18 protein-coding genes are annotated in these 21,110 nt (G+C 65.3%); 11 read left to right on the top strand and 7 right to left on the bottom strand.

What is annotated here, in order from left to right:
• Positions 1-100 precede the first annotated feature (100 nt).
• The 8 genes from AWB80_RS08940 to AWB80_RS08905 all read left to right on the top strand — a co-directional run bounded on the left by AWB80_RS08940 (position 101) and on the right by AWB80_RS08905 (position 6,508).
• Positions 101-1,126, top strand: coding sequence for an acyl-CoA dehydrogenase family protein (locus AWB80_RS08940; RefSeq protein WP_061174264.1), 1,026 nt, complete (start codon positions 101-103; stop codon positions 1,124-1,126).
• The gene (locus AWB80_RS08935; RefSeq protein WP_061174263.1) at positions 1,114-1,905 is read left to right on the top strand and encodes a PIG-L deacetylase family protein; all 792 of its coding nucleotides are present in this window, start codon (positions 1,114-1,116) and stop codon (positions 1,903-1,905) included. Before AWB80_RS08940 ends, AWB80_RS08935 begins: the two co-directional genes overlap by 13 nt.
• Positions 1,902-2,516 carry a class I SAM-dependent DNA methyltransferase gene (locus AWB80_RS08930; protein ID WP_061174262.1) on the top strand — a complete coding sequence of 205 codons (615 nt, stop codon included), beginning with the start codon at positions 1,902-1,904 and terminating at the stop codon, positions 2,514-2,516. The genes AWB80_RS08935 and AWB80_RS08930 overlap by 4 nt, the downstream gene beginning before the upstream one ends.
• Before the next feature lie 203 nt (positions 2,517-2,719).
• The gene (locus AWB80_RS08925; RefSeq protein WP_061174261.1) at positions 2,720-3,739 is read left to right on the top strand and encodes a LacI family DNA-binding transcriptional regulator; all 1,020 of its coding nucleotides are present in this window, start codon (positions 2,720-2,722) and stop codon (positions 3,737-3,739) included.
• Complete coding sequence (locus AWB80_RS08920; protein ID WP_061174260.1) at positions 3,736-4,989, top strand: AGE family epimerase/isomerase; 1,254 nt, start codon at positions 3,736-3,738, stop codon at positions 4,987-4,989. The genes AWB80_RS08925 and AWB80_RS08920 overlap by 4 nt, the downstream gene beginning before the upstream one ends.
• A gap of 5 nt (positions 4,990-4,994) precedes the next feature.
• Positions 4,995-5,906: a carbohydrate kinase family protein gene (locus AWB80_RS08915; protein ID WP_061174259.1), complete on the top strand. Its 912-nt coding sequence runs from the start codon at positions 4,995-4,997 to the stop codon at positions 5,904-5,906.
• Positions 5,907-5,971: 65 nt separating this feature from the next.
• Positions 5,972-6,193 carry a hypothetical protein gene (locus AWB80_RS08910; protein ID WP_061174258.1) on the top strand — a complete coding sequence of 74 codons (222 nt, stop codon included), beginning with the start codon at positions 5,972-5,974 and terminating at the stop codon, positions 6,191-6,193.
• Between the two features lie 69 nt (positions 6,194-6,262).
• Positions 6,263-6,508, top strand: a complete 246-nt coding sequence (locus AWB80_RS08905; protein ID WP_061174257.1) for a hypothetical protein — start codon at positions 6,263-6,265, stop codon at positions 6,506-6,508.
• Here the strand turns inward: AWB80_RS08905 and AWB80_RS08900 are convergent.
• Positions 6,505-7,155, bottom strand: coding sequence for a glutathione S-transferase family protein (locus tag AWB80_RS08900; protein WP_061174256.1), 651 nt, complete (start codon positions 7,153-7,155; stop codon positions 6,505-6,507). The two genes, AWB80_RS08905 and AWB80_RS08900, sit on opposite strands and share 4 nt — an antisense overlap.
• Before the next feature lie 247 nt (positions 7,156-7,402).
• Here AWB80_RS08900 and AWB80_RS08895 point away from each other — a divergent pair, with 247 nt between their 5' ends.
• Positions 7,403-10,981 carry an indolepyruvate ferredoxin oxidoreductase family protein gene (locus tag AWB80_RS08895; protein ID WP_061174255.1) on the top strand — a complete coding sequence of 1,193 codons (3,579 nt, stop codon included), beginning with the start codon at positions 7,403-7,405 and terminating at the stop codon, positions 10,979-10,981.
• Here AWB80_RS08895 and AWB80_RS08890 read toward each other — a convergent pair whose 3' ends face one another.
• Positions 10,982-12,301: an EAL domain-containing protein gene (locus AWB80_RS08890; protein WP_061174254.1), complete on the bottom strand. Its 1,320-nt coding sequence runs from the start codon at positions 12,299-12,301 to the stop codon at positions 10,982-10,984. It lies immediately after the preceding gene.
• Between the two features lie 402 nt (positions 12,302-12,703).
• Here AWB80_RS08890 and AWB80_RS08885 point away from each other — a divergent pair, with 402 nt between their 5' ends.
• Positions 12,704-14,353: a Na+/H+ antiporter gene (locus tag AWB80_RS08885; RefSeq protein ID WP_061174253.1), complete on the top strand. Its 1,650-nt coding sequence runs from the start codon at positions 12,704-12,706 to the stop codon at positions 14,351-14,353.
• Between the two features lie 37 nt (positions 14,354-14,390).
• Here the strand turns inward: AWB80_RS08885 and AWB80_RS08880 are convergent, their stop codons facing one another.
• The 5 genes from AWB80_RS08880 to AWB80_RS08860 all read right to left on the bottom strand — a co-directional run bounded on the left by AWB80_RS08880 (position 14,391) and on the right by AWB80_RS08860 (position 20,026).
• Positions 14,391-15,692: a solute carrier family 23 protein gene (locus tag AWB80_RS08880; RefSeq protein ID WP_061174252.1), complete on the bottom strand. Its 1,302-nt coding sequence runs from the start codon at positions 15,690-15,692 to the stop codon at positions 14,391-14,393.
• Positions 15,693-15,841: 149 nt separating this feature from the next.
• Positions 15,842-17,401, bottom strand: coding sequence for a methyl-accepting chemotaxis protein (locus AWB80_RS08875; RefSeq protein WP_061174251.1), 1,560 nt, complete (start codon positions 17,399-17,401; stop codon positions 15,842-15,844).
• Between the two features lie 417 nt (positions 17,402-17,818).
• Positions 17,819-18,361: a response regulator transcription factor gene (locus AWB80_RS08870; RefSeq protein ID WP_061174250.1), complete on the bottom strand. Its 543-nt coding sequence runs from the start codon at positions 18,359-18,361 to the stop codon at positions 17,819-17,821.
• A gap of 41 nt (positions 18,362-18,402) precedes the next feature.
• Complete coding sequence (locus AWB80_RS08865; RefSeq protein ID WP_061174249.1) at positions 18,403-19,701, bottom strand: ATP-binding protein; 1,299 nt, start codon at positions 19,699-19,701, stop codon at positions 18,403-18,405.
• A 103-nt stretch (positions 19,702-19,804) separates the two neighbouring features.
• A complete protein-coding gene (locus tag AWB80_RS08860; RefSeq protein WP_087131148.1) occupies positions 19,805-20,026 on the bottom strand; it encodes a cysteine-rich CWC family protein in 222 nt (73 codons plus the stop codon).
• Positions 20,027-20,171: 145 nt separating this feature from the next.
• Between AWB80_RS08860 and argB the strand changes: the two genes are divergently transcribed.
• Positions 20,172-21,071 (top strand): acetylglutamate kinase, encoded by a 900-nt coding sequence (argB, locus tag AWB80_RS08855; protein ID WP_016343979.1) that lies wholly within the window; start codon positions 20,172-20,174, stop codon positions 21,069-21,071.
• The last annotated feature ends 39 nt before the right edge of the window (positions 21,072-21,110 follow it).

Raw genomic sequence — 21,110 nt, 5'->3', positions numbered from 1 at the left:
GGGCATGTCCCTTGCCACACTCTTGTCCAACAGCGGCCAGAAACGGACTCAGGACGAGCATGTGGACAAGACGCGTCACCCATCGATCGAGACGGCAAAGATGAACCAGGTCGACCATCACGCCTTGCGCGCCTTTCTCGGCGAGACGCCGTTTCAACGCGGCAGTGCAGAGGATGCCGGGCGCACTCTGCGCGCGCTGATCGACGCCGGTCTCGACCGCCTGCCTTTGCCCGGCCATGGCGACACGCCGGAGCGCTGGCGTGCGCTCGGTGCGGTAGCCGCGTTCGATCTTTCACTGGTCAAGCTCTACGAAGGTCACACGGACGCGCTCGCGATCCTCGCCGAACTCGACGCGGCGCAAGCGGACGAAGGCACCGCATGGGCGGTGTGGGCGGCCGAGCCGCCGGGCGCGCGGCTGAAGGCGCTGGGCGATCCCGAATCGCAAACTCTGCTGCTTCAGGGCGCCAAGGCGTGGTGTTCGGGCGCGGCGTCGGTCACCCATGCGCTCGTGACGGCCTGGAACGAGCGCGATGAACCGGTGCTCGCCGCCGTCGAGCTGAATCAGCACGGCGTGCAGATCACCGGCGCCGGCTGGCAGGCCGTCGGCATGAAGGCGAGCGCGAGCGTCGACGTGCGTTTCGAGCGCGTGCCCGCGCGCCGTGTCGGCGGGCCGCGCGCGTATCTCGAACGGCCGGGCTTCTGGCAGGGCGGCGCAGGCATCGCCGCGTGCTGGTTCGGCGCGGCGGCGGGCATCGCGGCGTTCGTCGCGCGCGACGCGAGACATCGGGCAGGACCGTACAAGCTCGCGCATCTCGGCGCCATCGACACGATGCTGTCCGCCACGGCCGCGCTGTTGCGCGAGACGGCGGCATTCATCGACCGCGAGCCGCGCGCCGACGCCATGGCTGCCACGATGCGCGCCCGCCTGGCGGCCGAACACGCGGCGGCGCTCGTCGTCGAGCGCGCCGGCCGCGCGCTGGGCGCAGGCCCGCTGTGCCGCGACGCGCATTTCGCTCAACTCATGGCCGATCTGCCGGTATTCATTCGACAAAGCCACGCCGAGCGGGACGAGAGTTCGCTCGCCGAGCGTGTGATAGAGGAGGAAGAGACTTCATGGCAAATCTGATCACGCAGAGGTCGCCCGGTGAAACTGCCATAGACCGCATCATTTCCGGCAAGGGCACGCCGGAGTCGGCGTGGCAGGGATGGGCGCGTCTCAATGCGCTGCCCGAAGTCGCGCCGTCGGAACTGGTGCCGCTCGGCGGACGGGCTGTCGTAGTTGCGCCACACCCTGACGACGAAGTGCTCGGCACCGGCGGACTGCTCGCGCTTCTCTCGGAAATAAGCCGAAACCTGCTGGTCATCGCCGTCACGGACGGCACCGCGAGTCATCCGAATTCGACCGAATGGCCGCCGGAGCGCCTTGCACGCGTGCGTCCGCAGGAAACGCGAGCGGCGCTGCAACGGTTGCATCTGCGTCAGGTACAGGTTGCCAGGCTCGGCCTTCAGGATGGCGACCCCGAACGTATCGAGGCCAGTTTGTCAGGATTGCTATCGGCCTATCTTCAACCGGGCGACATCGTTTTCACGACTTGGCGCTATGATGGGCACCCCGACCATGAGGCCGCCGGGCGCGCCGTCCATTCCGCGGCACAGGCGCTCGATCTGCCTTGCGTCGAAGTGCCGCTATGGACCTGGCACTGGGCGTCGCCGGACGATACGCGCGTGCCATGGAGCCGTGCTCGCCGCATCGTGCTGGACAACGCCACGCATGCCCGGAAGCTCCGGGCCGTGCAGGCTTTTCGAAGCCAGCTCGAACCCGACACCGCAACCGGTCAGGCGCCTGTGCTGCCCGAGCATGTGCTGGCCCGGCTGACCCGGCCTTTCGAAGTCGTACTCATATGAACAACAACATCAACAACGATACTAAGCAGTACTTCGATGATCTGTATCGAGGCAGCGAAGATCCCTGGAAAATCAGACATCGCTGGTATGAACGGCGCAAGCGCGCACTCATGCTCGCCGCGCTTCCGCACGAGCGCTATGCGCGGGCCTTCGAGCCCGGCTGCGGCAACGGCGAACTGACCGCTTTGCTGGCGTCGCGCTGCGACGAACTGATCGCGACGGACATCGCCGCGGAAGCGGTCGCGCTCACGCGGCAACGCGTCGCACACTGCGCGAACGTGAAGGTCGAGCAGATGCTCTTGCCCGATGTCTGGCCAGGCGGCAAGTTCGATCTCGTCCTAATCAGCGAGATCGGTTATTACCTTGACGAACCGCAGCTATGGCATATCGTCGAGCACATTCACCAGTCCTTGTCGCGCGACGGCGCTGTGATCGCGTGCCACTGGCGCAGGCCGATCGACGGCTGGAGCCAGACCGGCGACGAAGTTCATGCGAAGCTGCGCGGCCGCATGGGCATGCCGGTGCTCGGCCACTACTGGGACGATGATCTGGTCCTCGACGTCTGGACGCCCGACAAGCGCTCGATCCACGATCGCGAAAGCTCAACCTGATGTTTTGCGATCTTTACTAAACAAACAAATCGCAAGGAATCTCATATACAACAAGGCTCTACTGGTTTTCTCCTATCCCTTCCGGGACTGTTTTCGAGATGTTTTACTATACAATCGCCTTGAACAAGCGAATCGGGTCCGCGCGATAAACAGCGCGTCCCCCGAAAAACAGCCGGAACCAGGCGGAGACAGAGAACACCACGATGGCCACCACCATTCGCGATGTCGCGCGGGCGGCAAGCGTCTCGATAGGGACAGTGTCGCGCGCGCTCAAGAATCAACCCGGCTTGTCCGAAGCGACGCGCGTGCGCGTCGTCGAAGTGGCGCAGCAGCTCGGCTACGACTCGGCGCAATTGCGCACGCGCATTCGCCGCGTGACCTTTCTGCTGCATCGGCAGCACAACAACTTCGCCCTCAGCCCGTTTTTTTCGCATGTGCTGAATGGCTTCGAAGAAGCGTGCCGCGAGCGCCGGCTCGTGCCGTCGGTGCTCAGCGCCGGGCCGACGCAGGACCTCGCGCAGCAGATGCGTCTGCACGCGCCCGACGCCATCGCGGTGGCGGGCTTCGTCGAACCGGAACTGCTCGCGCATCTGCATTCGCTCGCGCGCCCGACCGTGCTGATCGACCTGCGCGCGCCGGGATTTCGCTCCGTCAACATCGACAACATGAAAGGCGCCTCGCTCGCGATGCAGCATCTGTTCGCACAAGGGCGGCGGCGGATCGCGTTCATCGGCGGGTCGCTCGCGCATTACAGCATCGCGCAGCGCGCGCTCGGCTATCGCAAGGCGTATTTCGACGCGGGCCTGCTCTTCGATCCGACGCTCGAAATCATGACGCAGCCTGGCCTGCCCGCCGATCTGGCCGCCGCCGACGCAATGGAGCGCCTGATCGCCGACGCCCGCGCGCAATCCAGTCCGCTGCCCGACGCAGTTTTCGCCTATAACGATGCAGCGGCCCTCGCCGCCATGCGCGTCTGTCTCGCGCACGGGCTGCGCGTGCCGGAGGACCTCGCGTTCGTCGGTTTCGACGACATTCCGGCGGCCGCGCAGAGCACGCCGCCGCTGTCGACCGTGACCGTCGACAAGGAAGCGCTCGGACGTCGCGGCGTCGAGTTGCTGCTGGAGGATCAATCGAGCCCGCCGAGCCAGGCCGACACGCTCGTCGCCGTCAATTTCGTTCCTCGCGCGAGCTCGGGCACGAAACAGGACATCAGCACGCCATGAACATGACCGCCTCACCTGCCCTCGCGGAAGAAGTGTCAGTGGAACGCGCGATCGATTTCCGCAGCCGCGACTTCCTGCTCTCGCACGTGCGCGACACGCTCGCCTTCTACGCGCCCAATGCGCGCGATCCGTCCGGCGGCTTCTTCCATTTCTTCAAGGACGACGGCAGCGTCTACGACCGCACGACGCGCCATCTCGTCAGCAGCACGCGCTTCGTCTTCAACTACGCGATGGCGTATCGCCATTTCGGCGACGCTCGTTTTCAAGACGACGCGCGGCATGCCTTCAAATTCCTGCGCGACGCGCATTGGGACGCCGCAAACGAAGGCTACGACTGGGAAATCGAGTGGCGCGACGGCCAGAAGCGCACGCTCGACGGCACGCGCCACTGCTACGGCATGGCCTTCGTGCTGCTCGCCTGCGCGCACGCGGCGATGGCGGGCATCGACGAAGCCAGGCCGATGATCGACGAAATCTTCGCGCTGATGGACAAGCGCTTCTGGGACGCCGACGCCGGCCTCTACGCCGACGAAGCCACGGCCAACTGGCAGCTTTCGGACTATCGCGGACAGAACGCGAATATGCACGCGACCGAGGCGCTGCTCGCCGCGTATGAGGCGACGGGCCACGTCATCTATCTGGATCGCGCGTCGATCATCGCGGGCAATATCACGCTGCGTCAGGCGAAGCTGTCGAACGGGCTCGTGTGGGAGCATTTTCATCGCGACTGGTCGGTGGACTGGCATTACAACGAATCGGACAGCTCGAACATCTTTCGACCGTGGGGTTTTCAGCCGGGGCATCAGACGGAATGGGCGAAGCTGCTGTTGATCCTTGAGCGGCATCGCGCGCTGCCGTGGCTCGCGCCGCGCGCGGCCGAACTCTTCGACGCGGGCTTCAATCGCGCGTGGGACAGCCGGCACGGTGGCCTTTACTACGGTTTCGGCCCGGACGACACCATCTGCGACCACGACAAATACTTCTGGGTGCAGGCGGAAAGCTTCGCGGCGGCGGCGCTGCTCGGCGCGCGCACGGGCCGCGAACGTTTCTGGGATTGCTACGACGAACTCTGGCGCTATAGCTGGGCGCACTTCGTCGATCACGAATACGGCGCGTGGTATCGCATTCTCACGTGCGACAACCGCAAGTACGGCGACGAGAAAAGTCCCGCCGGCAAGACCGACTATCACACCATGGGCGCGTGCTACGAAGTGCTGAACGCGCTCGGCCCGACCTCGACTCAACGGTGACAAGCATGGCAAGCGAGCAAACTACCTTCCCGCAATTCGTCTCCGCCGGCGACATCCTCACCGACATGATCCGCACGGACGTGTCGAGCTGGCTTTCGCGTCCGGGCGGCGCGGGCTGGAACGTCGCGCGCGCGGTGGCGCGGCTCGGCCTGCCGACGGCCTGCGCCGGCTCGCTCGGCACCGACAATTTCTCCGACGATCTGTGGGACGCGAGCGCCGCATCGGGGCTCGACATGCGCTTCATGCAGCGCGTCGAGCGTCCGCCGCTGCTGGCCATCGTCCACAAGACGCAGCCGCCGACCTACTACTTCATGGGCGAGAACGGCGCGGATCTGGCGTTCGATCCGTCGCGGCTGCCGCCCGGCTGGATGGAGCGCGTGAAGTGGGCGCATTTCGGCTGCATCAGCCTCGTGCGCCAGCCGCTCGGCGCGACGCTCGCCGCGCTTGCCCGGCAATTGCGCGAGCACGGCGTGAAGATCAGCTTCGATCCGAACTATCGCAATCTGATGGAGCACGGCTACGAGCCGATCCTGCGCAACATGGCGAGCCTCGCCGATCTCATCAAAGTGTCGGATGAAGATCTGCACATGCTTTTCAAAGGCATGCCCGAGGCGGACGCGCTCGCAAAAATCCGCTCGATGAATCCACAGGCCACCGTGCTCGTCACGCGCGGTTCGTCGGACGCCACGCTCTACGCCGACGGCGAGCAGTACAGCGCGCGCCCGCCGAGCGTCGAAGTGGCGGATACGGTCGGCGCGGGCGATGCGTCCATCGGCGGATTGCTCTACAGCCTGATGGCGCGCCACGGCGAGTGGCCCGATCATCTGAAGTTCGCGCTCGCGGCGGGCGCGGCGGCGTGCCGTCACTCGGGCGCGCATTCGCCTTCGCTGGACGAGGTCGAGGCGTTGCTCGCATAAGCGTCGTACGCGCTACATATCAGCGTGCTAGCATGGATTCGTCCTTGCCCGGAGGCGAATCCATCATGGAAGACACCACCTACACGAAAGGCATCTATACCGCGACGATCGGCGTACGCGCCATCGACGGCGGCCAGTTTCAGGGTCTTGTCTCGCTCGCGCGCGACGACGGCGAAGACGCCGACTCGACGCTCTACGAAGTGGAAGCCGCTTCGGGCAACGAAGAAGAAGCGCTGAACGAAGCGCGCGCGCTCGCGCACCGCATCCTCGGAGAAATCGAACTTTAACCACGCGGCCACGGCGGCGCGTGGCGCACTTCGCTTTCGCGGCGCTTCCTGGCGGCATCGGAGGACATCATGCCGGAGCAGATCTTCCTTTACGGCGTCTACGCCATCCACGTGAGGCCGGTCGAGCTACAGGGCTCGCGCTGGGACGCGGAGTACGAGATCCGTCATCACGACAAGGCCGTGCAGCCGTGGACGACCGTCGGCGGCGATGACGGTCTCGCCGACAAGGCCGAAGCCGTCGAGTTGGCGCATCGGCGCGCGGTGTCGGATATCGAAGCCGGCGCGGGCATTCCGAAACCGCGCGCGTTTCCCTAATTATCGTTTTGCGGGTGCGCGAGGCCAACATGCGCATTGAGCGCGTGCCGCTCGGCCTCGCGATGATCGATCCCTGACGCGCGCTCGTAGCCTTCACGCGCGAGCGCGCGTTCGACGTAATCGAACAGCACGCCCTGCGGCTCGATCAGCTTCGCCCTGAACGCAATCTGCAGCGTGCTCGCCGCGAGAATGTCGGCGGCGGTGAACTGTTCGCCGAGCAGCCACGGTCCTTCCTCCAGCGCGTTTTCGATCGCGTGCTCGACGCGCATCAGATCGCCCCAACCGAAACTCACAGTGTTGCCCTGCGCGCCGGTCACGCGTTCGGCCATCGCGGGTTCGAGACACGAGCCGGTGAAAAACATCCATTGCAGGAAGCGGCCGCGCGACGGATCGTCCAGCGGCACGCCGAGCGCGGTTTCCGGATAACGGTCCGCGAGATAGAGCAGCACCGCGCCCGATTCCGCCACGCGCACGCTGCCGTCTTCCAGCGCGGGCAGCTTGGACATCGGATTGACGCGGCAGAAGTTCGGATCGTTCTGCGCACCCGCGCGGATATTCACGAATTCGAGCTGATACGGCACGCGCATTTCCTCGAGCATCCACAGCGCGCGGAAGGCGCGCGTCTTCGGCCAGTAGAAGAGCTTCATCGGCGTCGTTTTCGTTGTCTTTCGATGCGTTCAGGGTAGCCCCAAATCCCCACGAATCGCGCGGCGGATGGCGTCGGGTTTACGCGTAGATGCGCGCGCCCGAGAAAAATTCCTCTCGCCGATCCCGAAAATCAGGGCGTTGCTTTCCGATGCGAGCGGAATCGAAGCGAGTGCGCAAAAACATTCCGCATTTGTCGGCAAAGAATGTCGCATTGCCCCGCATATCAAAAAAGACTCTGGAGATTTCATGAACGCGCGCGTCCCCGCCGATGCATTTTTTCCTCCCGCGCTGTCCGACTATCAGCTCAGCGACAACCTGAGCGCCACCAAGGGCCGCATTTTCCTCACCGGCACGCAGGCGCTCGTGCGCCTCGTGTTGATGCAGCGCGAACGCGACCGCGCCGCGAACCTGAACACCGCCGGTTTCGTCAGCGGCTATCGCGGCTCGCCGCTCGGCATGGTGGATCAGCAATTGTGGAAAGCGAAGAAACTGCTCGCCTCGCACGACGTGCGCTTTCTGCCCGCGATCAACGAGGAACTCGGCGGCACCGCCGTGCTCGGCACCCAGCGCGTGGAATCGGATGCGGAGCGCACCGTCGATGGCGTCTTCGCGATGTGGTACGGCAAGGGTCCGGGCGTCGATCGCGCGGGCGACGCGCTCAAGCACGGCAACGCGTACGGCTCGTCGCCGCATGGCGGCGTGCTCGTCGTGGCGGGCGATGATCATGGCTGCGTGTCGTCGTCGATGCCGCATCAGAGCGACCAGACGATGATCTCGTGGCACATGCCGGTGGTGAATCCGTCGAACGTGGCGGACATGCTGGAGTTCGGCCTCTACGGCTGGGCGCTGTCGCGTTTCTCGGGCGCGTGGATCGGCTTCAAGGCAATTTCGGAGACGGTCGAATCCGGCTCGACCGTCGATCTCGACGCGATCCGCACCGACTGGCAGCCGCCCGCCGATTTCACGCCGCCGCCGGGCGGCCTGCACAACCGCTGGCCCGATCTGCCGAGCCTGACGATCGAAGCGCGCCTCGCCGCGAAGATCGACGCCGTGCGCCATTTCGCGCGCGCGAACAGCATCGACAAATGGATCGCGCCGAGCCCGCGCGCGAATGTGGGCATCGTGACGTGCGGCAAGGCGCATCTCGATCTGATGGAAGCGCTGCGCCGCCTCGAACTCACCGTCGACGATCTCGACGCCGCCGGCGTGCGCATCTACAAGGTCGGGCTGTCGTATCCGCTGGAAACGACGCGGCTGGAAACGTTCGTCGAAGGTTTGAGCGAAGTGCTGGTGATCGAGGAGAAAGGGCCGGTCATCGAGCAGCAGATCAAGGATCATCTGTACAACCGCGTCGACGGTGCGCGGCCGGTCGTGATCGGCAAGAACGCGCGCGATGGCGCGCAGCTTCTGAGCGCGCTCGGCGAACTGCGTCCGTCGCGCGTGCTGCCGGTGTTCGCGCAATGGCTCGCGCGTCACAAGCCCGCGCTGGATCGCCGCGACAAGGTCGTCGATCTCGTCGCGCCGCAGATCCTCTCGAATGTCGCCGACGCGGTGAAGCGCACGCCCTACTTCTGCTCGGGCTGCCCGCACAACACGTCGACGAAGGTGCCGGAAGGATCGGTCGCGCAGGCGGGCATCGGCTGTCACTTCATGGCGTCGTGGATGGAGCGCGACACGACCGGTCTGATCCAGATGGGCGGCGAAGGCGTCGACTGGGCGTCGCATTCGATGTTCACGAAAACGCCGCACGTCTTCCAGAATCTCGGCGACGGCACGTACTTCCATTCGGGCATTCTCGCGATTCGTCAGGCGGTGGCCGCGAAGGCGAACATCACCTACAAGATTCTTTATAACGACGCCGTCGCGATGACGGGCGGCCAGCCCGTCGACGGCAGCATTTCGGTGCCGCAGATCGCGCGGCAGGTGGAAGCAGAAGGCATCGCGCTGCTCGTCGTCGTCAGCGACGAACCCGAGAAGTATCAAGGTCACGAAGATCAGTTTCCGCGCGGCACGACGTTCCATCACCGCGGCCAGCTGGACGACGTGCAGCGCCGCCTGCGCGACACGCCGGGCGTCACCGTGCTCATCTACGATCAGACCTGCGCCGCCGAAAAGCGCCGCCGCCGCAAGAAAGGCGAGTTTCCCGATCCGGACAAGCGTCTCTTCATCAACGAAGCCGTCTGCGAAGGCTGCGGCGATTGCGGCGTGCAGTCGAACTGCCTTTCCGTCGAGCCGGTCGAAACCGAGCTTGGCCGCAAGCGCCGCATCGATCAGTCGTCGTGCAACAAGGACTATTCGTGCGTGAACGGCTTCTGCCCGAGCTTCGTCACGGTCGAAGGCGCGAAGCTGAAGAAGGCCGAAGGCCACGCGTTCGATGCGGCCGAACTCGCGCGCCGCGTCGATGCGCTCGCGCTCCCGCAAGGTCATCTCGACAACGCGCCCTACGACATTCTCGTGACGGGCGTCGGCGGCACGGGCGTCGTGACGGTGGGCGCGCTCATCAGCATGGCGGCGCATCTGGAAGGCAAGAGCGCGTCGGTGCTCGATTTCATGGGCTTCGCGCAGAAAGGCGGCTCGGTGCTGTCGTTCGTGCGCTTCGCCGCGACCGACGCGCTGCTGAATCAGGTGCGCATCGACACGCAACAGGCCGATTTGCTGCTGGCGTGCGACATGGTCGTCGGCGCGAGTCCGGAGGCGTTGCAGACGGTGCGGCACGATCGCACGAAGATCGTCGTGAACACGCACGCGATTCCGAACGCGAGCTTCGTGCAGAACCCCGAAGCGAATCTTCATGCGGATGCGCTGCTCGACAAGATGCGTCACGCCGCCGGCCCCGGCGCGCACGATGCCATGCGCAGTTGCGACGCGCAGGCGCTCGCGCAGCGCTTTCTCGGCGACACCATCGGCGCGAACATCCTGATGCTCGGTTTCGCGTGGCAGCTTGGGCTCGTGCCGCTGTCGCTCGCGGCACTGATGCGCGCGATCGAGCTGAACAATGTCGCGGTCGCGGCGAACAAGCTCGCGTTTTCGATCGGCCGTCTGGCGGCGTCGGACATGGCCGCGCTCGAAGCGCTGACCGCGCAAGTGCTGGCGAAGCGCGTCACGATGGACCGGATGTCGTTGCCCGAGCTGATCCGCGATCGCGAGGAACGTCTGCTCGCTTACGGCGGGTCGAAGTATGTCGCGCGCTATCGCAAGCTGGTGAACGCGGCGGCTGGCAACGAAGCCATCGCGCGGGCCATCGCGGTTTCGTTCTACAAGCTGCTCGCGGTGAAGGACGAATACGAAGTCGCGCGCCTCCACGCGGACCCGGCGTTGCGCGCCGCGCTCGGCGCGCAGTTCGAAGGCACGGCGGGTGAAAGCTATAAGGTGAAGTTCAACCTCGCGCCGCCGGCCTTATCCCATTCGACCAACGGCGGCGCGCCGAAGAAGAAGGTGTTCGGCCAGTGGATGTGGCCGGTGTTCGGCGGCCTCGCGAAAATGCGCGCGCTGCGCGGCACCGCGCTCGATGTCTTCGGCAGGACGCTCGAACGCCGCATGGAACGCCAGCTCGCCGACGACTTCGAGATCACGATGACGCGCGCTTTGTCTCGCGTGAGTGCCGACAACGCAAAGGACACGCAAGCGCTCGCCGCGCTGTTCGAGAAGGTGCGCGGCTACGGTCACGTGAAGCTCGCGAACGTCGCGATGGTCAAGCGCAGCGAACGCGACATCGCCGCGCGCATCGGCATCGAAGCGGCGACGGGCGATGCCGTGCGCGCCGCCATCGACACGATGAGGGGCGCATCGTCGCTCAAGGGTATTCCGGTGGTCGTGGCGAAGTAGTCAATCGATGTCGTCGTCGGGCAACCAGTCGAGGTCGCCGCACAGCACGCAGCGCTTGCCCTGCGAACGCGTCTCCACGGAGAGCGTGACGCAGGGCATCGCTTCGTTGATCGACAGATACGGCTTCGTCACGTGCACGCGCTCCGGGTCGCCCAGCGCCGCGCGGAAGTACGGACGGCGCAGCCAGTTCGCGCCCTGCGCGTCCATGAGCGGCAGAAAGCGCGCCTCGTGTGCGGCGCGGTCCGCGCGCAGCACGACGTTGCGGCCCGCCTGACGGCCGTTCTGATCGAGCAGGAAACAGCGCGCGGCGTTATCGAGCGCGAGAAAATTCCAGCACACTTCTTCGAGCGGCTCGCCCGCCGCGAGCCGTTCGGCCGCGCGCTCGAACGCGCGGATATACGGCTGAAGCCGTGTCGCGACGCGCCGCTCGCGCGCTTCGGTCTGCAGGCGGTAACGCTCGGTCAGCTCGCCGATGACCGTTTGCGCGTGCGCGCCGTCCGCGAGACCCGGATGCGGCCGCGCGAAGAAAAAGCCCTGCACGAAGTCCGCGCCGCTCGCGAGCGCGAGTTGCGCTTCGTGCTCGGTCTCGACGCCTTCGATCAGCACGAGCTTGCCCGCCTCGTGCAGCAGCGACACGATGCCCGACAGCACCGCCTCCATGTTCTGCCGCTGCTTGAGCGAGCGCGCCGACAGCGGCGCATGCACGTTGTGGCCGGCGTGCGAGAGCATCACGCGATCGAGCTTGACGATATCCGGATCGAGCTGCCAGATCCGCTCGATGTTCGTGTGCCCCGCGCCGAAATCGTCCAGTGCGATGAAAAAGCCGTGATCGCGGAACTGCTGCACTGCGAGCGCGAGCCGCTCGATATCTTCCGCGCTTTGCTCCAGCACTTCGAGCACGACGCGGCGCGGCTCGATGTTGAGACGCTTGAGATTCGCGAGCAGCGCGGCCGCGTGATACGGCTCGGTCAGCGCGCCGGGATGAACGTTGAGAAACAGCCATTCGGTCTGCGCGCCGAGCATCTTGAAGTTCTCGAGATGCAGCGCCTGCGCGAGGCGGTCGATCTGCAACGCTTCGCCGACGCGCGATGCCTGCCCGAACACATCGAGCGGCGACACCGGGCGATCGAGCGCGTCGTGCGCGCGCAGCAGGCCTTCGTAGCCGACCGCGCGCATGTGCGACAGGCTGAACACCGGCTGAAAAACGCTCGACAGTGTCCAGTCGCCGTGCTCGACCGAATAGCGGTCGAAGCCCGACGTCACGCCGAGTTCGAAACTGCGCGCGGAAATCGTCGTTTTCTCGGGATTTGCGATCACCATGACGATGCCCTCGTCTGAACGTTCCCCTTGCCCTGCGGACCCGCGCCGGATCGGTCCCATACCATTTTCATAACAGCCCTCGATGATCTCGCCGGGAGTCTCGATGTCCCGTAGCTTTCGCTAAAGCAAGCTCCATGCGCACGGCGTGGCGTGATTCGTCGATGGTTTGACCGTGGCGTGCACCGTCGGCAGGCGGTTTTCTGTGCAACGTGCACCGTTGCGGTGCGGTTTTTTCGCCGGGTCCCGTGTTCGTGTTGGTTTATTAGCGTTGCCCCTGTGCGGGGCAACGCCAATATACCGAAACGATCACGGGATCCGGCCAAACACCCCCCAAGACAACGCCGCCGCTGCCCGCGTCCCAGGCAAGCGCTAAACTTTCGGCTCGTCACCGCTCGCGCACCCATGGAAATCGTCTTCACCGTCCTCATTCTTCTGCTGGCCGTGGCGCTCTCAGGTTTCGGCCTGAGCCTGCTGCCGATCAAGCTGCCGCTACCGCTCATCCAGATCGCGCTCGGCGCGTGCCTCGCCTGGCCGGGCTTCGCGCTGCACGTCACGTTCGATCCCGAACTCTTCATGCTGCTGTTCATTCCGCCCCTACTGTTCGCGGACGGCTGGCGCATTCCGAAGCGCGAGCTCTACATGCAGCGCCGCGCGATCCTGATGCTCGCGCTCGGGCTCGTGTTCATCACCGTCGGCGTGCTCGGCTACTTCCTGCACGCGATGATCCCGACGATGCCGCTGCCCGTCGCGTTCGCGCTCGCCGCCGTGCTCTCGCCGACCGACGCCGTCGCGCTGACGGGCATCGCCGGGCGCAACCGCATTCCGGCAGGCCTGATGCACATTCTCGAAGGCGAAGCGCTCATGAACGACGCGTCGGGCCTCGTCGCGCTGAAGTTCGCGATCGCCGCCGCGCTGACGGGCGTGTTCTCGCTGCGCGACGCGACGATCAGCTTTTTCATCATCGCGGCGGGCGGGATCGTGATCGGCGCGGCGATCAGTTGGGCCGTCACCGAGATTCCGTCGCGTCTCCTGCGATTCTCCGAGGACGACGACCCCGCCGCCGGCGTGATCCTCACGATCCTGATTCCGTTCGCGGCCTACGTGATGGCCGAGCACGTGGGCTGCTCGGGCATTCTGGCGGCGGTGTCGGCGGGCATGATGATGAACATCCAAAGCCTGCGCGAAGGCATTCCGAGCGCGGTGCGCGTGCGCATGACGAGCACCTGGACGATGATCGAATTCGTCTTCAACGGCATGGTTTTCATCCTGCTCGGGCTGCAGTTTCCGCACATCATCGGGCAGGCGCTGATCGAGGCGCATCACGACGGCAACGAGCAAGTCGGCCTGTTGATCGGCTATGTGCTCGCGACGCTGGTCGCGCTCTATTCGCTGCGTTTCGTCTGGGTGTATTCGCTGCGCTGGGTCGCGGCGCGCAAGACTGCGAAACAGGGCCTCGACAGCGCCGCGCCCGGCGTTCGCACGCTCGCGCTGACGACGATCGGCGGCGTGCGCGGCGCCGTGACGCTTGCGGGCGTGCTGTCGTTGCCCGTGATGCTCCCAGGGCGCGATCTGGCGATTTTCATCGCGTCGGCGGTGATTCTGGTGTCGCTGCTGATCGCGGTCGTCGGCTTGCCGCTGATGCTGCGCGGCATCGAACGCGAGCGCAATCCGCACGCGACGGAAGAACGCATGGCGCGCCGCCGCGCGGCGCAGGCGGCGATTCGCGCGATCGACGAAACGCACGATGAGCTGATCGAGCAGATGGACGAAGCCGGGTCCGCGCGCTGCGCCGATTCCACCGCGCGCGTGATGGGCATGTACCGGCGTCGGCTCGAATCGCTCGGCGACGAAGAAGCACCGCGCGTGGCGGCAAAGAAGAGCGAGATGGTGGAGACGCGGCTCAAGATGTCGGCGCTGCGGGCCGAACGCGCGGAGTTGCTGAGGCTGCGCACGCTTCAGCATATCAACGACGAGACGCTGAACAAGCTGATGCGGGAGATCGATTTGTCGGAGACGGCGATCGTGAATCGGAAGCGCGGGACGGGCGGGTGACGTCACGCGCGCCATCAAGCGCGCGTGACGTCAGGCATCAGACGACGCCGCTGCCGCGCCGCCGCAGCAACGCATAAAAAATGATCGCGCCGAACGTAGCCGTCCCGATGCCGCCGAGCGCGAACCCGCCGAGCTTCAGTGTGAAATCGCCGGTGCCGAGCACGAGCGTCACCGCCGCGACGATCAGATTGCGGTTGTCCGAAAAATCCACCTTGTTGACGACCCAGATCCGCGCGCCCGTCACCGCGATCAGGCCGAACACGACGATGGACACGCCGCCCAGCACCGGCCCTGGAATGGTCTGGATCAGCGCGCCGAACTTCGGCGAAAACCCGAGCACGATCGCGAACAGCGCGGCGATCACGAACACGAGCGTCGAATAGATCTTGGTGACGGCCATCACGCCGATGTTCTCGGCATACGTCGTCACGCCCGTGCCGCCCGCGAAGCCCGACGCGATCGTCGCGAGCCCGTCGCCGATGAACGCGCGGCCGATGTACTTGTCGAGACTCCTGCCCGTCATCGCGCCGACGGCCTTGATGTGCCCGAGATTCTCCGCGACGAGAATGATCGCGACCGGCGCGATCAGCGTCATCGCCGGAGCCTGGAACACGGGCGCGGTGAAATGCGGCATGCCGAACCACGCGGCGTTCGCGACGATCGCAAAGTCCACCGACTTGCCCATGCCCATGCCGTTGGTCAGCACGGCGTAAATGAGGTAGGCGATAGCGAGGCCGATCAGAATCAGGAGCCGCTGCGCCATGCCGCGCGCGAACACGGCGACGCCGCCCACGCACAGCACGGTGACGAGCGCCATCCACGATTCGAAGCTGCTGCCCATCACGCCCTTCACGGCGATCGGCGCGAGATTCAGCCCGATCACGCAGACGATCGCGCCCGTCACGACCGGCGGCATCAGCGTTTCGATCCACTTCGTGCCGACCGCCGCGACGATCAGACCGATGATCGCGTAAGCCACGCCGCACGCGATGATCCCGCCGAGCGCGACCCCGATGTTCAGGTTCGGACCGTGTCCGCCGTAGCCCGTCACCGCGATCACGAGACCGATGAACGCGAAGCTCGAACCGAGATAGCTCGGCACGCGGCCGCCGACCAGCACGAAGAACAGCAGCGTGCCGATGCCCGACATGAAAATGCACAGATTGGGATCGAAGCCCATCAGGAGCGGGGCGAGCACGGTCGAGCCGAACATTGCGACGACGTGCTGAATGCCCATCGCGATCATCTGCGGCCAGGGCAGACGCTCGTCGGGAGCGACGACGCGCCCCGCCTCGGCATCGGCCTGGACCGGCCAGCGCGGGAAATAGGAATCGGACATCTGCGGGGCTCCTTCTCGGCGGTGAGGCGCCGTCCGTGCGGCGCGCTTGTTGGAAAAACAGGCGCGAGTGTACGGAGCGGACCCTCGAGTGGCAAGCGAGCCGATATTACGACCGTTTCGCCAACCGCCGCCCGAACCGTGCGCGCTTTTCAGGCGCCACGATCCAGTTCGAAGACCGCGACGGCGCCCTTCAACTGCTCGGCCTGATCGGCCATCGCGCCCGCCGCGGCCGCCGCCTGTTCGACCAGCGCCGCGTTCTGCTGCGTCACCTGATCCATCTGCGCGACAGCGCGATTCACCTGCTCGATGCCCGTGCTCTGTTCGTGCGACGCCGACGAGATCTGCGCCATGATGTCCGTCACGCGCTGCACGGCCTGCGTGACTTCGGCCATCGTCGCGCCGGCGCGTTCGGCGAGCGCCGCGCCGCTGTCGACGCGCGCCGTCGATGCCTCGATCAGTTCCTTGATCTCCTTCGCCGACATCGCGCTGCGTTGCGCGAGCGAGCGCACTTCGCCCGCCACCACGGCGAAGCCGCGGCCTTCCTCGCCCGCGCGCGCCGCTTCCACGGCGGCGTTCAGCGCGAGGATATTGGTCTGGAACGCGATGCCCTCGATCACGGCGATGATGTCCGTCATGCGCTTGGAGCCCGACGCCAGTTCACGCATGTTCTCGACCACTTCGCCGACCAGCTCGCTGCCGCGCGCCGACACATCCGACGCGCCGCGCGCGAGGCCGCTCGCTTCGTCGGCGTTGCTCGCGTTCTGGCGCACCGTCTGCGTGAGCTGCTCCATGCTCGACGCGGTTTCCTCCAGCGAGGCCGCCTGCTCTTCCGTGCGCTGCGACAGATCGGTGTTGCCCTGCGCGATTTCGCGCGATGCGAACAGAATCGATTCGCTGGAATGGCGAATCCCGCCGACGATATCCGCCAGCTTCGTGCTCATGTTGCCGAGGCTCGCGAGCATGCTGGAGTCATCGCCGTGGCGCGTGGCGACGCGCGTCGTCAGATCGCCGCGCGCGATGCGGTCGGCGATATCGGCGGCATAGGCCGGCTCGCCGCCCAGTTGCGCGGCAAGACGCCGTCCGATCAGCGCCGCGAGCAGCGCGCCCGCGACCATCGCGCCGAACACGAGCGCGAGCATGACGATGCGCATCGTTTCATATTCCGATGCCGCGTCACGGCGCGCGTCGGTCGCGCGCTTCCTTTTGAAGTCGGCGAGACGCTCCAGCGAATCGCGCGCCTTTTCGCTCGCAGCGATCGCGCGCGCGATGAGACCCATCTGGTCGACGTCGACCGGCATCGGCTTCTTGCCCATCTGCATCAGCACGATGTCCTCCCACCCGGCGACGGACTTGCTCGCCGTGTCGTACAGCGCGATGCTCTCGGCGGAGCGCATCGTCGGGCGCAAGTTCTCGAACGCGCGATGCATGCTGTCGAGCGAAGCCGACATGCCTTCCTTCAGCTTGTCCTTGCCTGCATCGTCGGCGAAGGTCAGGTTGGCGGCGGCGAGATCCGTGTTGAGCTTGTGCTTGTTGGCTTCCTCGACCCAGTACAGGCCGTCCATGTGACGATCGCCGATTTCCTCGATCAGTCCGTTCATTTTCGCGAGCGAAACCACGCCGGTGACGCCCACGCACGCGGTGAACAGAATCACGACCGCGAAAGACAGCAACAGCTTGCTGAGCACGGACAGGCGGTCAAACCATTTCATCGATGTCTCCTCTGTCGCGCCCCGCAGACGACGTCCGCGGCCGGCGCAGCGCAAACCGAGGTTCGCGCACAGAGTGGCTTTACGGCGCTCGTTTCATTTTTCTTGAGCGCGTATGAACGGGATAACGCCTTGAGAATGGACGCCGGAATATCGGCGAAAGGTCAATGAAGAACAGCCGAAAGAAATCGGCTAATTGCTGCTAAAACGCAGAGAAACTAAGTGAATTCTTAATTCGGATTTTTCTTATTTGGACAGGCAACGCTGGAACGTATGCTTTCTACGTGCGTGTTCCATGTTCACGCATGTAGTCGTTGCAACTCTCCGATTACCGCCCTTGGCACCCGGCTTGGGCGGTTCTTTTTTGGGGCGCCGCTTTTTGCGCTTCTGCTTGCGCCATGCCGCGCCGCCCCTCCCGTCTTACTGCCTCACCGGCTTCTTCGCCAGCTTGCGCTGCAGCGTGCGCCGATGCATGTTGAGCGCGCGCGCCGTCGCCGAAATATTGCCGTTGTTCTCGGCGAGCGCGCGCTGGATATGCTCCCATTCGAGCCGCGCAACCGAGAGCAGCGTCGGATTCTCGATTGCTTCCTCGGCCGTCTGCTCGCTCGCCTGCTCGTGGAGCGCGGAGAGAATCGTCTCGACGTTCGCCGGCTTCGCCAGATAGTTGTCCGCGCCGTCCTTCACCGCCTGCACGGCGGTTGCGATGCTCGCGTAGCCGGTCAGAACGAGAATGCGCGCGTCGGGCTGAAGATCGCGCAGCGGTGCGACGAGCCGCAGCCCGGAATCGTTGCCCAGGTGAAGATCGACCGTGATCTGGCCGAACTTGTGCTGGTTCGCGAGCTTCAGCGCCTCGTCGGCGTCGTGCGCCTGATGCGGGGTGAAGCCGCGCCGCGTCAGGCCGCGAGCAAGAATGCCGGCAAAGACTTCGTCGTCGTCGATGATCAGGAAGTTGGTATCGCTCATGTTTTTTCTCCGTAGCCGTTCGGGCGAGCCTGTGTTCGAGTTCAGGCCGCGCCGCTTCGTTCAGTTCTTGCCGTGTGCGCCGGCGCCGTGACCGCGCCGCGATTCGGCAGGCGCAACACCGCGCAGGTGCCGCGCGGCTTGCCGTCGATCAGTTCGATCGAGCCTGCGAGCCGCGCCGCCGCCGCGAACGCCAGATAAAGCCCGACGCCGTGGCCGCCCTGCGTGCTGTCGACCGGTCCCGCGCCGAGCGTGGCGCGCAACGCGGGCGGAATGCCCGGACCGCGATCGCACACATCGAAGCGCACGTAATCCAGTTGGTCGATGGTTTCCGCCGACGCCTGCAGCGTCACCGATTCGCTGCTCGCGCGCGCGGCGTTATCGAGCAGGATCGTGAGGATCTGGCCGACGGCCACCGCATCGTCGATCGACGCATTCGCGGGCGTCCGGTCGATCTGCGCGAATTTCACCTGCGGATGCCGCAGACGCCATTGCTCGATGAAACTCGGCAGCCATTCGCCGAGCGCCTGACGGCTCGACGGGCCGGTCGCACGGCTGCGCAGGCGCGCGAGCGCGGAGGTGCAGAGCGCCATCTGCTGCTCGAGCAATTCGAAATCGGCCGCGTAGGGCGCGAGGTTTTTGTCGTGAGCGGCGGAGTCGCGCAATTCCTCCGACAGCATCGCGATGGTCGAAAGCGGCGTGCCCATCTCGTGCGCGACGGTCGCCGCCTGCACGCCGAGCGCGACCGCGCGCTCATCGCGCAGATGGCGTTGCTGGGCATCGGCGAGGGCGGCGTCGCGCACGCGCAGCGCCCGCGACATGCGCGCGACGAACCAGCCGATCAGCCCGACGCTCACCATGAAGTTCACCCACAGGCCGGTGCGGAAATAATCGAAGAGATTGGCCGGATTCTCGATATTGAGCGGTACGTAGTTGTAGCTGAGCAGCGCGTAACACGCGACGGCGAAGAGCGCGAGGCAGGTCATCATCGTCCACGGCAGCACGGCGGCGGCGATCGCGAGCGACGGCAGATAGAGCGTGACGAACGGATTGGTCGCGCCGCCGGAGAGGAACAAGAGCGCCGAGAGCGCGCCGAGGTCGACCCACATCTGGCCGAACAGTTCGAGATTGGTCTCCGGCCGCGCCCGCGCGACGCGCAGCCACGTGAGGCCGTTGAAGATCATCTCCAGCGCGATCACGAGCAGCATCGCGGGCAGCGGGAGCTTCGCGCCGAAGAAGATCTGCACGACGGCGATGGTCGTCAATTGGCCGATGATCGCGAGCGAGCGAAGCCAGAAGAGATGACCGAGATTGACCCGTCCGGTATTGGTTATGCGATGCATCTGGTTGAGTGCCTGACTGCGTTATCACGCTTCATGCGACATTATCCCGCTTGCATCAGGCTTGCTGCGGCATCTGGCGCGATTTGTCGCACCTTGCCGCGCGCTATTTCGCGCGCCCGGCGCGCCCGATTTCGGCCGCGAGACACGCCGGGCACAGGCAACTCACGCCGGGCCGCAGACGATCGGCCGGCAGCGCGGGCAGCGTCGCGCACCAGCAGGTGGAATCGCCCGCCTGCGCGCCGCAGCGAAACGGCGCGCCGCAGCGCGCACAAATGAGCGAGCCCGGCGCTTCACGCTCGTTCGTTTCGGGGGAGTCGTTCATCATCCTGTCATCGATCTGCCTGAACGATGATCGCATGCCGGCCGCCATGCCGGAAAACGTTGGCGCCCGCGCGGCAATTCGTCCTGCTGCAATGCGTCAGTCCTGTACAATTCGGCGTGTTTAAACGCTCCTCGCCTCATTTGCCGCCATGTCCGAGCTACCCGACCTCACGCAAATCGCGCCGACCCTGAAGGCTGAAATCCTGGCCGAGGCGCTGCCCTATATCCGTCAGTATCACGGCAAGACGGTCGTGATCAAATACGGCGGCAACGCCATGACCGAAGAGCGCCTGAAGCAGGGCTTCGCGCGCGACGTCATTTTGCTGAAACTCGTCGGCATCAATCCGGTGATCGTGCACGGCGGCGGCCCGCAGATCGACCAGGCGCTGAAGAAGATCGGCAAGCAGGGCACCTTCATCCAGGGCATGCGCGTCACCGACGAAGAAACCATGGAAGTCGTCGAATGGGTGCTCGGCGGCGAGGTGCAGCAGGACATCGTCACGCTGATCAATCACTTCGGCGGTCAGGCGGTCGGTCTGACGGGCAAGGACGGCGGACTCATCCACGCGCGCAAGCTGCTGATGCCGGACCGCGATAATCCGGGCCAGTTCATCGACATCGGTCAGGTCGGCGAAGTCGAGGCAATCAACCCGGCGGTTGTGAAGGCGCTGCAGGACGACGCGTTCATTCCGGTCATTTCGCCGATCGGCTTCGGCGAAGACGGCCTCTCGTACAACATCAACGCGGATCTGGTCGCGGGCAAGCTCGCCGTCGTGCTGAACGCCGAAAAGCTCGTCATGATGACGAACATCCCCGGCGTGATGGACAAGGAAGGCAATCTGCTGACCGACCTTTCCGCGCGCGAGATCGACGCGCTGTTCGCCGACGGCACCATTTCCGGCGGCATGCTGCCGAAGATCTCCTCCGCGCTCGATGCCGCGAAGAGCGGCGTGCGCTCGGTGCACATCATCGACGGCCGGATCGAACATTCGGTGCTGCTCGAAATCCTGACCGAGCAGCCGTTCGGCACGATGATCCGCTCGCATTGAGCTTTCTCCCGTTCCTTCAACGCCCGCCAATGCGCGGGC

Source organism: Caballeronia pedi, from assembly GCF_001544915.2.
GTDB classification, from domain to species: Bacteria; Pseudomonadota; Gammaproteobacteria; order Burkholderiales; family Burkholderiaceae; genus Caballeronia; species Caballeronia pedi.
The sequence above is the reverse complement of the archived record's forward strand: the minus strand, read 5'-3'. Positions and strand labels throughout refer to the sequence as shown.

What these genes read in the sequence shown, in the direction of transcription:
- AWB80_RS08940 (WP_061174264.1), top strand. Translation starts at nt 101, where the DNA reads ATGAACCAGGTCGACCATCACGCCTTGCGCGCCTTTCTCGGCGAGACG.
- AWB80_RS08935 (WP_061174263.1), top strand. Translation starts at nt 1,114, where the DNA reads ATGGCAAATCTGATCACGCAGAGGTCGCCCGGTGAAACTGCCATAGAC.
- AWB80_RS08930 (WP_061174262.1), top strand. Translation starts at nt 1,902, where the DNA reads ATGAACAACAACATCAACAACGATACTAAGCAGTACTTCGATGATCTG.
- AWB80_RS08925 (WP_061174261.1), top strand. Translation starts at nt 2,720, where the DNA reads ATGGCCACCACCATTCGCGATGTCGCGCGGGCGGCAAGCGTCTCGATA.
- AWB80_RS08920 (WP_061174260.1), top strand. Translation starts at nt 3,736, where the DNA reads ATGAACATGACCGCCTCACCTGCCCTCGCGGAAGAAGTGTCAGTGGAA.
- AWB80_RS08915 (WP_061174259.1), top strand. Translation starts at nt 4,995, where the DNA reads ATGGCAAGCGAGCAAACTACCTTCCCGCAATTCGTCTCCGCCGGCGAC.
- AWB80_RS08910 (WP_061174258.1), top strand. Translation starts at nt 5,972, where the DNA reads ATGGAAGACACCACCTACACGAAAGGCATCTATACCGCGACGATCGGC.
- AWB80_RS08905 (WP_061174257.1), top strand. Translation starts at nt 6,263, where the DNA reads ATGCCGGAGCAGATCTTCCTTTACGGCGTCTACGCCATCCACGTGAGG.
- AWB80_RS08900 (WP_061174256.1), bottom strand. Translation starts at nt 7,155, where the DNA reads ATGAAGCTCTTCTACTGGCCGAAGACGCGCGCCTTCCGCGCGCTGTGG.
- AWB80_RS08895 (WP_061174255.1), top strand. Translation starts at nt 7,403, where the DNA reads ATGAACGCGCGCGTCCCCGCCGATGCATTTTTTCCTCCCGCGCTGTCC.
- AWB80_RS08890 (WP_061174254.1), bottom strand. Translation starts at nt 12,301, where the DNA reads ATGGTGATCGCAAATCCCGAGAAAACGACGATTTCCGCGCGCAGTTTC.
- AWB80_RS08885 (WP_061174253.1), top strand. Translation starts at nt 12,704, where the DNA reads ATGGAAATCGTCTTCACCGTCCTCATTCTTCTGCTGGCCGTGGCGCTC.
- AWB80_RS08880 (WP_061174252.1), bottom strand. Translation starts at nt 15,692, where the DNA reads ATGTCCGATTCCTATTTCCCGCGCTGGCCGGTCCAGGCCGATGCCGAG.
- AWB80_RS08875 (WP_061174251.1), bottom strand. Translation starts at nt 17,401, where the DNA reads ATGAAATGGTTTGACCGCCTGTCCGTGCTCAGCAAGCTGTTGCTGTCT.
- AWB80_RS08870 (WP_061174250.1), bottom strand. Translation starts at nt 18,361, where the DNA reads ATGAGCGATACCAACTTCCTGATCATCGACGACGACGAAGTCTTTGCC.
- AWB80_RS08865 (WP_061174249.1), bottom strand. Translation starts at nt 19,701, where the DNA reads ATGCATCGCATAACCAATACCGGACGGGTCAATCTCGGTCATCTCTTC.
- AWB80_RS08860 (WP_087131148.1), bottom strand. Translation starts at nt 20,026, where the DNA reads ATGATGAACGACTCCCCCGAAACGAACGAGCGTGAAGCGCCGGGCTCG.
- argB (WP_016343979.1), top strand. Translation starts at nt 20,172, where the DNA reads ATGTCCGAGCTACCCGACCTCACGCAAATCGCGCCGACCCTGAAGGCT.